Origin of the sequence: Pararhodobacter sp. SW119 (assembly GCF_017811755.1) — a bacterium.
Lineage (GTDB): Bacteria > Pseudomonadota > Alphaproteobacteria > Rhodobacterales > Rhodobacteraceae > Pararhodobacter.
In genome coordinates this window covers 1-13,168 of record NZ_JADDJF010000068.1, presented here as the reverse complement: position 1 = coordinate 13,168, position 13,168 = coordinate 1, and the positions used below count along the sequence as shown (strand labels likewise).

The following is a 13,168-nucleotide window of genomic DNA, read 5'->3' as shown; positions in this document are numbered from 1 at the left end:
AGGAACAGAGAAAGCAATACCGGCGCGATTCCTCTGACAAGGCGCGGCAGGGCGATAAGCTACCGGACTGTTCGGCGCCTCGTATCCGCTTCGGCCGCGCGCGTGCGGTCGACCGCAGGCTCAGCGAAGTTGCGGATTGAGCGCGTCGCGCAACCAGTCACCAAAGACATTTACGGCGACCACCAACAGCATCAGCGCCAGCGAAGGGAAAATCACCAGCCACCACTCGCCGCTGAAAAGGTAGTTGTAGCCCGACCGGATCAGGGTGCCGAGGGAGGGTTCGGTCGGCGGCAGGCCGAAGCCGAGGAACGAGAGGGTTGCCTCGCCCATGACCGCGAAGGCGATGTCCAGCGTCGCAAGCACTGCGATCGGGTTGACCACGTTCGGCAGAAGTTGGCGCAGCATAATGAAGCCGGGCCCTCGCCCCGCGAGACGTGCGGCGGCGATGTAGTCCTTGTTGCGCTCCACCAGGACCGCGCCGCGCACGAGACGTGCGAAATGCGGCCAGTGCGAGATGCCGAGCGCCAGGACTACCATCGGGATTGCGAACTGCGCTTGAGCAGCTGGGCTGAGCACCCCGCGCGCAAGCCCGCCGATCAAGAGCGCGAGGATGATCGCTGGGAAGGTGAACTGGACGTCGGCTGCGCGCATGATGATGGCGCCTGTCCAACCACCCAGATAGCCCGAAAGCAATCCCAGTACGGTGCCCAGCGTCACCGAGAGCGCGACCGCCAGAATGCCCACCAAGATCGAGGTGCGCATCCCGTAAAGGATAAGGGACAGAAGGTCGCCGCCCTGGCTGTCTGTGCCCAGCAGATAGGGCCATTCGCCCAGATCGTGCCAGGCCGGAGGCAGCCGCGAATTCATCAGATCGAGCGTCGCCAGATCATAGGGATTGGTCAGCGCGATGAACGGCGTCAGGATCGCGGCAAAGGCCAGCACCGTCAGAACCAGAAAGGCCGCCATCGCCTGCAGGCTCCGGGCGAAGTCGCGGATCAATGGGTTGCCTGTCAGTCGGCGGAAGGGCGCAAGCAAGATCATTTGCACCTCATGCTCGGTCCGCGCGGCCGGTCATTCCACCAGAGCGCAGGCGCGGATCGACCAACGCGTAAAGCAGGTCGATGACCAGATTAACCGCGACGAAAAAGGCCGCGGTCAGCAACAGGATCGCGCTGATCACCGGCACGTCGGTCGAGCCCAGCGCCTGCAAAAAGAGAAGCCCTATGCCCGGCCATTGAAAGACCGCCTCGGCCACCACCGCAAAGGCGAAGAGAAAGCCGAGCTGGATGCCCGATACAGTGATTACCGGGATGAGCGTGTTGCGCAGCGCCAATGACAGCGTAATCACCCTCGGCGCGATTCCGCGCGCGCGGGCGAACCGGATGTAATCGGTGCGCAGCACCTGCAGCATCTCGGCCCTAACCAGCCGGGCGACCAGCGCGACTTGGCTTATCGCCAGAGCCAGCGCCGGCATCAGAAGGGCCCGGCGGCCGCTATCGGTCAGTAGGCCTGTTGACCACCAGCCGACCTGGACGACCTGCCCGCGCCCGAACGACGGGAGCCAGCCGAGCGTGACGGAAAAAACGAAGATCAGCAGGATCGCGATCACGAACGTCGGGATCGAGACGCCGACGACGCTGAGCGCGAGGACCGCGTCCGCGCTCCAGTGGCCGCGGTTGACGGCAGCGTAAATGCCGATCGGCAGGCCGAGTCCCAAAGACAGCAACAGCGCCACGCCGGCCAATTCCAGCGTTGCAGGTAGGCGCGTGACGATCAGCTCAGCCACGGGGATCTGGGTGATGTAGGACACCCCGAGTTCGCCGGTCAGAACTCGGCGGAGAAAGGCGAAGTACTGGACCGGCCAGGGCTCGTCGAGCCCCAGCCGCGTCCTGAGTTCGAGCCGGTCCGCGGGCGTTGCCTGCAGGCCGAGGATGCTCGCGACCGGATCGCCGATTTGTGTCGAGAGCACGAAGGCGAGCACGCTGACCACCACAAGCACGATGAGTGCCTGCACCAGCCTCTGCGCGATCAGTGCGGCCATGGCTTAGCGGACGGTCACGTTTTGCAAGGTGACGGTTGCATCCGCGCGGATTGGTGCTTCCACGCCTTCGCGCATAGCCCAGACAATTGCCGGCTGGTGCAGGTATACTGCGTTCACCTGCTCCTTCGCCCGCTCGATGAGGTCGCGGTAGAGTTCGTCACGCTCATTCTCATCGAAGGTCTCGGTCAAGGTGCGGGTCTTCTCGTCGATCTCCTCGTCGGTGAAGAGTGCCCAGTTGAAGAATCCCTCGTTGGCGTCGGGGTCGCGGGTCATGATGTAGCCGGTGAAGGCGTCCTGCGTGTCGCGGCTGTCGGGGCTCATGCCGATCAGGTGGAAGCTTGAATCCGGTCCATTGACCAGCATCCGGGCGAATTCGGGCCAGACCATGCCGTTGATGCGCACATCGATGCCGACCCGTGCCAGCATCGAGGCGGCTGCGCGGCAGATGTCGTCGGTATTTACGTAGCGCTCCAGCGGGCAGTTCATCGTGGTGACGAATCCATCGGCATAGCCCGCCTCGGCCAGCAGTTCGCGTGCGCGGTCGAGGTCGGTTTCCCAGCGGCTGTCCATATCCTCTTGGTAGCCCCCGAAACCGGGGATCGAAGCGATGCCGACGACACGGGCATGACCGCGCATTACCCGGTCGACGATGGCCTCGGCATCGACAGCATGAGCGATGGCTTGCCGCACGCGGATGTCGCGAAAGGGGTTGTCGTCGAGCACGTTGCCGTCGCGGTCGAAGGTCTCCAGCGCCTGATCGCGCGTGCCGTCGAGTTCAAGCTGCATCCATAGAAGTTGCGCGGTCTCGGAAATCGAGAAGTCGGGCGAGGTCTCGATCCGGTCTATGTCCTGCAAGGGCGTGTCGACGACCAGGTCGATCTCGCCGGATAGAAGTGCCGCAACCCGTGTGGGGCCTAAGCCGATCGTCAGATAGGTCGCTTCGGTCAAGTTGCCGGGTCGGTCGCCCCAGTAGTCGTCGAAGGCAGTTAGGTGCGTCTCCCCGGCGGGGTCGTGACTGACCAGCTGCATCGGTCCGGTGCCCATGGCGTTGCGGATCGAATAGGCCTCGGCGCCTTCGGCACCCAGATCGGGGATTTCGACCGCGTCGTTCTCCTCGGCCCAAGACTGCGACAGGATAAACATCCGCGACATCTTGCGTGGCAAGATCGGGTCGGGCGCAGACGAGACGACCTCGACAATTCTGTCATCGACCACGTTCGCCTCGGTGATCGAGCCAAAGAGCGAGCGGTAGAAGCGGCTGTCCTTCTGCCGCATGATTGAAAAAGCAACATCCCCGGCCGTCAAATCCGATCCGTCGTGAAATTTCACTCCTTCGCGGACGGTAAATCTCCAGGTCGCGTCGCCGATGTATTCCCAATTGTCGGCCAGCGCAGGGACCAGCTCCATTTCCAGATCCAGCCCCACGAGGCTGTCGTAGACCTGCCGGAAAATGGCCGTGGTCGTGAAGTCGTTTGTGGCATGCGGATCCATTGTCAGTGCGGGCGTGGCCCCGGCGAAGCGCAGCGATTCGGCACCGGCCGAACCCAGCGAGAGGGCGAGCACAGCTGCGGCCCCCATCAGCGTGCGTCTGATCATGCGTCCATCTCTCCCCATCGATTTTTGTTGATGGCGCGATGTCCCTCGCAGGGCAAGCGCCGGAAAGAACTGTTGCACAGCGACCCAGTTTGATCAATGATAAAACCTAATCTTGAGATGGACCCTAAGCCTTATGTTGTTGCCACCTCGTCGTATTTACGCCTTTCGGCTCCCGAGCTGGCGCAACAGGGCAAAGAGGTGATGCCGGCTCCGCTTCTGGAACTGCGCGACCTCACGGTGCGGCTGGGCAATGCCGCGGGAGCGGCGGTGCTGGACGGGCTGACTTTCCAACTCGCGCCCGGTGAAGTTTTAGGCATTGTAGGGGAATCGGGCGCGGGTAAATCGGTCACTGGCGCCGCGATCCTGCGCCTGTTGACCAGCCCGCTCTGCCAGACCAGCGGCGAAATCCGTTTCGAAGGCGCGCGCATCGACAACCTGGCCGAAGCTCAGATGCAGCGCCTGCGAGGCGGCGCTATCGCGATGGTCTTCCAGGATCCGCTGACCGCGCTCAATCCTGTCTTTACCATCGGCCAGCAATTGGTGCAGACGATTCGCCAGCATCTGCCGATGTCTGCGGCGCAAGCGCGCGGGCGCGCCGTGCAGCTGCTGCGTGAGGTCGGCATCCCCTCGGCCGAGGAACGGCTGACAAGCTATCCACACGAGTTTTCCGGCGGGATGCGGCAGCGCGTGGTAATTGCGCTGGCGCTCGCCGGAGAGCCGCGGTTGATCGTCGCCGACGAACCGACGACCGCGCTCGACGTCTCGATCCAGGCGCAGATCATCGCACTTCTCGTAACCCTTTCTCGCAACCGGGGCATGGGCGTGATTCTCATCACCCACGATATGGGAGTTATTGCCGAGGCCGCGGATCGCGTGGCGGTGCTCTATGCCGGGCAGCTGGCAGAACTGGGTCCGGTGGCCGAGGTGCTGCGCCACCCGCACCACCCCTATGCGCAGGGGCTGATCGCGGCGATTCCGAAGATCGGCGCGGGGCTCGATATGCTGCCGCAGATCCGCGGCACCATGCCCAGGATCGACGCGCTACCACCCGGCTGCCCCTTTCACCCCCGTTGCGATCGCGTGATGCCCATCTGCCGGACTGAGCGCCCCGAACCCATGCCGCGCAGTGGCGGCACGCTCGCCGCATGTTGGCTGGAGGAAAGCGCATGACCGCCCCGCTGGTCGAGGTCGCGGATCTGTCGCGCCGGTTCGATGTTTCGCCACCGTGGGTGACGCGGGTGCTGCAGCGCCGCCCGCGGCGCATCCTGCGCGCGCTCGACGGGGTAAACTTTACGATTGCACCGCAGAGAACGCTGGGGCTGGTGGGCGAATCGGGCTGCGGCAAGTCTACCCTCGCGCGATGCCTTGCCGGGCTGATGCCGCCTTCGAGCGGGGAGATGCGCTACGAGGGCCGGCCGATTGACCTGGCGAGTAGGCGCGACCCGCGGGCCCGGCGCGCAATCCAGATGATCTTCCAGGACCCCTATGCCAGCCTCAATCCCCGCTGGACGGTCGCGCAGAGCGTGGGCGACCCGCTTCTGGCATTCGGTCTCGCGCAAAGCCGGGCCGAGATGCGCGCACAAGTGGCTGAGCTTCTGGTCGCCGCGGGCCTCAACCCGGACGACGGGGCGAAGTATCCGCATCAGTTCTCGGGCGGCCAGCGACAGCGCATCGCGGTTGCCCGCGCTCTCGCCAGCCGCCCTGCCTTTCTGATCTGCGACGAGCCGACCTCGGCGCTCGACGTCTCGGTGCAGGCGGCCGTATTGAACCTGATGCGTCGGCTGCAGCGCGATCATGGGCTGACTTATCTCTTCATCAGCCACAACCTGACAGTCATCGAACACATGGCCGACGAGGTCGGCGTCATGTATCTGGGCCATCTCGTCGAATTGCAGGCGAAGTCAGCATTGTTCGTGGCGCCGAAACACCCCTATACACGGCTTCTGATCGAGACCGTGCCCAGCCTCGACACGCTGGGCCGCGCTTCGGCGCCGCTGAAGGGCGAAGTGCCCAGCCCCCTCGATCCGCCCACGGGCTGCGCCTTCCACCCTCGATGCCCGCATGCCAATGCCCGCTGCCGGCGCGAACGCCCGCTTCCGACCCCTCTGCCCGGCGGCGGCAGCGTCGCGTGCCACGCGATTGCGGAGGGGCGACTGTGACCAAGGCGTCAAGGGCACAAGGGGCTGCCAACCGTCCGCGTCTCGCGCCGGTTGCCCCCGCATCGCTGCGCGAGACAGCATATCGCAGCTTGTGCGAAGCGTTCAATACCGGCCAGTTTGCGCCCGGCGACACGCTGACATTGCAGATGTTGGCAGACCAGTTGGGCATTTCGCTGACCCCGGTGCGCGAGGCCGTGCGCCGGCTGGTCGCTGAGGGCGCGCTGATCGATACGCCGAGCCGCACGCTGATTGTGCCAAAATTCGATCGGCAGCGGATGGAAGAGCTGAAGAGTGCGCGCCTCGCGCTTGAGGGGCTGGTGCTCGACCGGGCGATGGCACGCTCGACGCCTGAATGGATTGTCGCGCTCGAGGCCACGCTGAGAACCTCCGATGCCGCCGGTCACAAAGGCCCCGACCTTCGCCAGAACCACGCCTTTCACTTCACGCTCTACAATCACGCCGACTCTGAGGTGCTGTTACCGATGGTCCAGGCACTCTGGCTGCAATACGGCACGTACCTTAACCTGATCATGAAACACCCCCAGGTCGGCCGCATCGCCGATCACATCTTTCACTACGCGATCATCGAAGCCCTGCGCCGTGGCGACCGCGACGGCGCGCGCGCAGCGCTTGCCCATGACATCGAGCGCAGCTTCCGGGTGCTTGCGCCCGACCCTTAACCGTATGCCTGAAGGGACCGAAATGAACCAGACCGCCGCCCCATCTGTCGAACGCCTCACCCTCGCACCGGGTTTGGAGATCGCCCGCGCGCTCGTTGGCCTGTGGCAGATCGCCGATATCGAGAAGAACGGCACGCAGATCGACCCCGAGGTTGGCGCGAGGCATCTCGCGGCCTATGCTGCGGCGGGGTTCGACACGTTCGACATGGCCGATCATTACGGCAGCGCCGAGCTCATCGCCGGCCGCCTCCTGCAGCGTCATTGTGGCAGCGAGCGCCGGCCTCTCGCCTTCACCAAGTGGTGCCCGCCGCCGGGCCCGATGACGGCCGAGGTGGTGCGCGCGGGCGTACAGGAACGGCTGGACCGTCTGGGAGTCGAGCGCATAGACCTTTTGCAATTCCACTGGTGGGCTTTTGAGCATCCTGCCTGGCTCGATGCGCTCCACGAGCTTGCCCGGCTGCGCGACGAAGGGGTGATCGGCGCGCTTGGTGTGACCAATTTCGATGCGGCACATCTGCATCTGGCGCTGGCTGACGGTGTGCCGCTGCTGACCAATCAAGTCTCCTGCTCGCTCATTGATCGGCGCGCAACCGGGGCGTTGGCGGAGATCTGCGCGGCAAGCGGCGCGCGTCTTCTCTGCTATGGCACGCTCTGCGGCGGGTTTCTGTCAGAGCGCTGGTTGGGCAAGCCAGAGCCCGCCGAGATCGACGACTGGTCAAAGATGAAGTACAAGCGCTTCATCGATGTGGCGGGTGGCTGGAACGCCTATCAAGGCATTCTGCGTGCGGCTCACTCGATCGCACGCCGGCACAGCGTCTCGATCGCCAATGTCGCTACGCGCTGGGTGCTGGACCAACCGGGCGTCGCGGGCGTCATAATCGGCGCGCGGCTCGGCGAAAGTGAGCATACCGCCGACAACCGCCGCCTCTTCGGCTTCCGGCTCGATACCGAAGATCACGCGCAGTTGGAGGAGGCCTTTGCTGCCACCTCGGCCATTCCGGGCGATTGCGGCGACGAATATCGCAAGCCGCCTTTCCTCACCGCCTCGGGCGATCTGCGACACCATCTGGACCAAATGCCACTTGCCTTTTCAGCGCAACCTGCATCCCATCGTCCGGACATGGACCGTGTTGCCAGCGGATCGGAATGGGAGCATATCGCGGGCTATTGCCGCGCCCATCGCGTGGGAAACCGAATTCTGGTGTCAGGCACAACCGCGACCGCCGGTGCGGACCGGGTCGTGGCCGCGGATGATGCAGGGGCGCAAACGACATTCATTCTCGACAAGATCCTCGCCGCACTCTCGGCGCTGGGCTCGCGGGCCGAGGACGTAGTGCGCACCCGGGTTTACCTTACAGATCCGGCGGAAGCGCTGGCAGTATCACGCGCACACGGGCGCGTCTTCGCCAAAATAAAGCCGGCGAACACGCTGGTAGTGGTGGCAAGCCTGATCGGTGACTACCGTGTAGAGATCGAGGCCGAAGCCCTGCTGCCCACAACTTGAGCTTGGCCATGCGCGGTTGCCGCATTAATCTTTGCCTCGCGGAGTAGTCCCCAAATTTCTACTTTAAAGGCTCTTCCGGGCCAGCGCGCAAGGCACAAGTAAACGTCTTGCCTCTCTCAAAAGCGTCACCGGTCATGGCAGTTCTGCCACTTTAGCTGCAAGGCCCGCGCGCAAGTCGGGGTTGAGATCGGATTCCTCCCACACCCCCAGAAGGATGCCCTTGCGGCGCGATTTTCCGCGGCGTGCAACGATAGCTGCGTCCGAAACGGTGGTGCGCTGCGAAGGTCGTCGGGCCCAAAGCGCCAGTCGCTCGCTCAGCCGGGCCAGAATGTCGGCATGATCGGGGCTTTCGCCGAGATCGTGGAACTCCTGCGGGTCATCCTCGAGATCAAAGAGCATCGGCCGCATCCCGCCCTCTGCATGCATCATCTTGAAGCGACCATCGAAGACCATGAAGAGCCGCGCTTCCTTCGGCACGATGCCCAGTTTTGCAGCCATTGGCGTTGCGGAATAATCGTATTCGCTGATTACCACGTCGCGCCAATCCTCAGGCTTCCTTCCTTCCACGAGGGGAATGAGCGAGCGCCCTTCGACGACGTGGTCGGGTACGGCGCCACCCAGCGCCTCGATAAAGGTCGCGGCAAGGTCAATCGATTCGACCAGCGCATCGCAGATGGTTCCGCGCGTCCTGTTTGCGGCTGGCCGCGGGTCGTAGATGATAAGCGGGATGCGAACGGAAGGGTCGTGGAAGAGATCCTTCTCGCCCAGCCAGTGATCGCCCAGGTAGTCGCCGTGATCCGAGGTCAGCACGATCAACGTGTCATCCACCCGGCCCGTCGCCTCCAGGTGGTCCAGAAGCCGGCCCAGATGGTCGTCGCATTGCGCGATCAGGCCCATGTAGGCAGGGATTACCTCGCGCCGGACCTCATCGCGCGAAAATGCTTGGCCGATCGGGTTTTCCATGTAGGCGCGGTAGACCGGGTGCGGGTTGTCGCGCTCGTGGTCATGCCGGATAGCGGGCAGAACGTCCTGGGGGCCATAAAGCACGTTGTAGGGGGCGGGCACGATATAAGGCCAGTGCGGCTTGATATAAGAAAGATGACAAAGCCAGGGTTCAGCCGCCTGCGGCGACTCCAGGAAATCGATGGCGCGGGTGGTGAGCCAGGCGGTCTCGCTATCTGCCTCACCGACATTCGCGGGCAAGCGCGCATTCTTCATCAGCCAGCCGGAAGCCAGCGCCCCGTCCTCGTCCACCGCCGCATTGGCATGAGTGAGCCAAGGGTTCGACCCAGGATAGCCGCGCGCCTTCAGCCATTCGTTGTAGGGCGAACGCTTCGCATCATAGAACCCGTCCGGCCCCTCGGCCCAGAGACCGTCGTCGCGTTCCCAGATGTCGAAGCCGCATTCGGCAACGCGCGCGCCGATGACGCTGTCGGGGGCCAGCCCCAGCCGCGCCATCCCCTCGGCATCGGCCTGCATGTGGGTCTTGCCGACGAGCCAGCTGTCGACGCCGAGCGCGCGTAGATGGTCGCCCAGCGTGACCTCGCCCACCTTTAGTGGAAAGTTGTTCCAGGCGGCGCCGTGCGAATGCACATAGCGTCCGGTGTAGAAGCTCATCCGGCTCGCCCCGCAGACCGGCGACTGGACATACGCGTGGCTGAACCGCACCCCCATGGTCGCCAGCCGGTCCATGTTCGGCGTGCGCATCGTGGGGTGGCCGGCACAGGACAGGAAATCGTGCCGCAACTGGTCGTACATGATGAAGAGGACATTTCGGATCGCGGTCATGCGCGGCGGCTCCTGCAGTGAAAGCGAAGGGGTTTGCGACCGGCCCGGCGATCTGCACGCCGGGCCGGCGGTTAGCTCAGCGCGAGCCTTCGGGGATGTCGAGTCCGATTTCCTCGTAGTAGCGCAGCGCGCCGGGATGGAGCTGCATGCCGGCCTCGCGCACCGCGTATTCCAGACTGACGTTGCGCAGCCAGGGCTGTTCGGCGGTGGCCGCCTCGGCCTGCTCCCAGAAGGTACGGGTCAACAGATAGACAGTCTCCTCGTCGAGATCGGCACGCACCGTCACGCCGACCGACGCGCCATGTGTGTAGACATCTTCAGCGTTGACCACACCGTCGGCGTAGGTGCCGGCGGGGATGATGCCGATTTCGGCGCCCAGCCGCGAGGTCAGCGCCTGGGCTTCCTCGCTCGCTTCGAACTCCTCCTCGGTCAGGCCCAGCAGGCGCAGCTGCGACGTCAGTGCCAGCTGATCGACCTGCGGGAAGGGGGCGATGCCGCCGTTGACGAAGACGTCGAACTGCCGGTCCTGGAAGCCCTGCAGCGCCGAGGACCAGCTGCCGCGAACGTTCTCGTAATCCTCGCCGGCGGTCATGCCGGTGAGCCCCCTGACCCATTCGTGCGCCGCATTCCAGGCGCCACCGCCGGGCGGGCCGAGGAAGACCGAGCGGCCGCGCAGGTCCTCGATGCTCTCGATATCGGAATCCGCATAGACGATGTAGTGGTACTGGCCGTAGGGGAACCAGAACATCAGCCGCAGTTCCTCGGCCAGTTCCGGCGCTTCGGGCAGTTCCTGGTACATCGCGCCGCCCTCGCGCATGAAGCGGTAGATGTTGGGCGAGGTCATGGACATGTCAAGCTCGCCCTCGGCGACCTCGATCATGTGGCGGGTGGCGGCGCCGGTGGCATCGACCTGGATCTGGTAGTCGTCCTGGGCCTGGTTGATCAGTGTCGCCATCGTGGTCATCACCAGATAGGCCGAGGAGCCGGGCGCGATCGTGGCCATGCGCAGGGTCTCGGTGGCGCCAGCGGAACCGGCGAGGCCGGCCAGGCAGGCGCCGGCGAGGGCGGCCTTCAGTTGCAGTTTCATCGTGTCTCTCCTCCTTGTCGGGTTGGGGTCGGATCGAGCGCGAGCCGGCGCAGCCCGCGGGCGTTGAGCGCGACGAGCGCGGCGGTGGCGGCGAGCGCCGGCAGCGACAGGCGCGGGTCGGGGTGGATCGCGACGAGGCCGGCGGCGCCGCGGGCCAGCCGTTCGGGCAGGGCGAGGCGCCGCCCCTCCCAGCCGCCGAGCGCGGTGGCGAGCATCCAGGTGGCGACGACGAAGAGCGCGAGCGCCCAGGCGAGCCCGGCAAGGCTGAAGCCGGGCACGATCAGGAGAAGGTCGTGGTGGAAGACGAAGAGGAAGGGGATGACGAAGCCGGCGACGGCGAGCCGCAGCGCCTCCACCCCCGTCTCCATCGGCTTCGCGCCGGCGATCGGCGCAGCGGCGAAGGCGGCGAGCGCCACCGGCGGGGTGACGACGCTGAGCACGCCGAAATAAACCACGAAGAGATGCGCTGCGATCAGCGGCACGCCGAGCCGCTGCAGCGCCGGGCCGAGGACGATGGCGATCAGCAGGTAGGCCGCCCCCGTCGGCACGCCCATGCCCATGATCAGGCATGCACCCATGACCAGCAGCAGTGCCATGATGAGCGAGGTGTCGGCCAGCGCCAGCACCCCTTCGGCGAAACGCAGACCTATGCCGGACATGTTGATGACGCCGATGACGAAGCCGATGGCGGCGACGATGATCATCAGCAAGGCCGAGGTGCGCCCGGCCTCGGCCAGCGCCGACCACCAGCGCCGTGGGTCGCGGAAACCGGGAAAGAACGCCAGACACAGGACCAGTGCCGAGGCGAGTGCGTAGAAGCCTGCGTTCTGCGCCGTGCGGCCGGTCATCAGCACGTAGATGATGACCCCTAGCGGCACCCAGAAGGCGAGGCTGCGGAGCCAGTCGATGCCGGTGATGCGCGGCAGGTCGGCCGCGCGCGTCGGCTCGATCCCCAGCCGGCGGGCCTCGATATAGACCACGACGAAAAGCGACAGGTAGTAAAGGATTGCCGGGATCAGGGCGGCGGTGATGATGTGCAAATAAGGGATGCCGGTCACGTCGGCCATCAGGAAAGCCACGACCCCCATCACCGGCGGCATGATCTGCCCGCCGGTCGACGCCGCAGCCTCGACCGCGCCGGCAAATCGCGGGGTGAAGCCCGCGCGCTTGATGATGGGAATGGTGAAGACTCCGGTGGAGACGACATTGGCGATCGGCGAGCCGGAGAGCGTGCCAAAAAAGGACGAGCCCAGAATCGCCGCATGCGCCGGCCCGCCGGCAAAGCGGCCAGTGGCGGCGAAGGCCATCCGCAAGAGCACGTCACCCGCGCCCGATGCCTGGAGGACGGCGCCAAAAACAATGAAGATGAGAACCACCCGGCTGACCACCTCGACCGGGCGGCCAAAGACCCCGTCGGTCGAGAACCACAGGTTGTTCGCCACCCGTGTCCAGCTGACCCCGGCGCCGCCCCAGTCTCCCGGGAGCAGGATGAAAACCGCAGCCGCGACGTAGACCAGCAGCATTACCGGGCCAAAAAAGCGCAGCACCAGATAGCCGATGGCAGCGATCGCGGCCCAGCCGAGGGCGAATTGCATGGGCGCGATGCGAATGAAGAACGCCTCCTGCCGCAGCATCACGTCGGCCCAGTCCCAGAGCGCCCAGGCGGAGAAGGTAGCGAGTGCGAGATGGAGTGCCATGCGTGGCAGATCCGCTGGAACCGGGCGCGGCGGTTCGGCTGTCCCGACGTCGAGCGTGCTCGATTCTCCCAGCGAAAGCATCAGGAAGCCGATGGTCGTCGCAAGGCCGACCGTGATCGCGGTGAACCGTGTTACGTCGAAAACCCCGAACGCTGCCGCATAAACCGCCAGCCCCGCCAGCGCCACGGCGGCAAGTTGGATCGCAGCCCGGATGGTCCAGGTCAGCGCCAGTACAAGCGATGTCATCGACAGCGGTCCTCCCCGAACGGAATCAGTTTGCTGGACCCGCATCGAGTATGCATGATGTTTCTGCCAGGCGTGCCGGCAGGCGGCACGCTCTGCGCTGGCGACCGGCGCTTGCGCATTCGAGGGTGGGCATGGACGAGCTTGGCAACCGATCGCTCGACCGGGGGCTCACAGTGTTGGAGGTGCTGACCCGCCCCGGCCCGGCGACCCTGGCCGAGCTTCACCGCGCCACCGGCCTGCCCAAATCCAGCCTGCGGCGGCTGCTGGCGACGCTCATGGCGCGCGGGGTGGTGCACCGGTCGCACCAGGACGGGCGCTATCGCAGCGTTGTCGCGATGCCTGGGTCGGGGTTCAACCCCGGTACGGGTCA

General features: G+C 65.2%; 11 protein-coding genes. 5 read left to right on the top strand and 6 right to left on the bottom strand.

Annotated features, from left to right (window positions below; all coding sequences use genetic code 11):
• Nucleotides 1-120 precede the first annotated feature (120 nt).
• From IM708_RS18825 to IM708_RS18815, 3 genes are read right to left on the bottom strand one after another with little or no spacing between them, the layout of a single operon-like run.
• Nucleotides 121-1,041 (bottom strand): ABC transporter permease, encoded by a 921-nt coding sequence (locus IM708_RS18825; RefSeq protein WP_209428111.1) that lies wholly within the window; start codon nt 1,039-1,041, stop codon nt 121-123.
• A gap of 7 nt (nt 1,042-1,048) precedes the next feature.
• Complete coding sequence (locus IM708_RS18820) at nt 1,049-2,041, bottom strand: ABC transporter permease (protein WP_209428110.1); 993 nt, start codon at nt 2,039-2,041, stop codon at nt 1,049-1,051.
• 3 nt (nt 2,042-2,044) lie between these two features.
• Complete coding sequence (locus IM708_RS18815; RefSeq protein WP_209428109.1) at nt 2,045-3,637, bottom strand: ABC transporter substrate-binding protein; 1,593 nt, start codon at nt 3,635-3,637, stop codon at nt 2,045-2,047.
• Between the two features lie 201 nt (nt 3,638-3,838).
• Between IM708_RS18815 and IM708_RS18810 the strand changes: the two genes are divergently transcribed.
• From IM708_RS18810 to IM708_RS18795, 4 genes are read left to right on the top strand one after another with little or no spacing between them, the layout of a single operon-like run.
• Nucleotides 3,839-4,807, top strand: coding sequence for an ABC transporter ATP-binding protein (locus IM708_RS18810; protein WP_209428108.1), 969 nt, complete (start codon nt 3,839-3,841; stop codon nt 4,805-4,807).
• Nucleotides 4,804-5,796, top strand: coding sequence for an oligopeptide/dipeptide ABC transporter ATP-binding protein (locus tag IM708_RS18805; RefSeq protein ID WP_209428107.1), 993 nt, complete (start codon nt 4,804-4,806; stop codon nt 5,794-5,796). Before IM708_RS18810 ends, IM708_RS18805 begins: the two co-directional genes overlap by 4 nt.
• Nucleotides 5,793-6,476 carry a GntR family transcriptional regulator gene (locus IM708_RS18800; RefSeq protein WP_348525003.1) on the top strand — a complete coding sequence of 228 codons (684 nt, stop codon included), beginning with the start codon at nt 5,793-5,795 and terminating at the stop codon, nt 6,474-6,476. The genes IM708_RS18805 and IM708_RS18800 overlap by 4 nt, the downstream gene beginning before the upstream one ends.
• A gap of 22 nt (nt 6,477-6,498) precedes the next feature.
• Complete coding sequence (locus tag IM708_RS18795; RefSeq protein ID WP_209428105.1) at nt 6,499-7,980, top strand: aldo/keto reductase; 1,482 nt, start codon at nt 6,499-6,501, stop codon at nt 7,978-7,980.
• 132 nt (nt 7,981-8,112) lie between these two features.
• Here the strand turns inward: IM708_RS18795 and IM708_RS18790 are convergent, their stop codons facing one another.
• From IM708_RS18790 to IM708_RS18780, 3 genes are all read right to left on the bottom strand, one after another.
• On the bottom strand, nt 8,113-9,768 hold the full coding sequence (locus IM708_RS18790) for a sulfatase-like hydrolase/transferase (RefSeq protein WP_209428104.1): 1,656 nt from the start codon (nt 9,766-9,768) through the stop codon (nt 8,113-8,115).
• Between the two features lie 76 nt (nt 9,769-9,844).
• Nucleotides 9,845-10,855, bottom strand: a complete 1,011-nt coding sequence (locus IM708_RS18785; RefSeq protein ID WP_209428103.1) for a TAXI family TRAP transporter solute-binding subunit — start codon at nt 10,853-10,855, stop codon at nt 9,845-9,847.
• Nucleotides 10,852-12,798, bottom strand: coding sequence for a TRAP transporter fused permease subunit (locus IM708_RS18780; RefSeq protein WP_209428102.1), 1,947 nt, complete (start codon nt 12,796-12,798; stop codon nt 10,852-10,854). Before IM708_RS18780 ends, IM708_RS18785 begins: the two co-directional genes overlap by 4 nt.
• 131 nt (nt 12,799-12,929) lie before the next feature.
• Here IM708_RS18780 and IM708_RS18775 point away from each other — a divergent pair.
• Nucleotides 12,930-13,168 (top strand): helix-turn-helix domain-containing protein (locus IM708_RS18775; protein WP_209428101.1); only part of this gene is annotated, 239 nt, incomplete at its 3' end.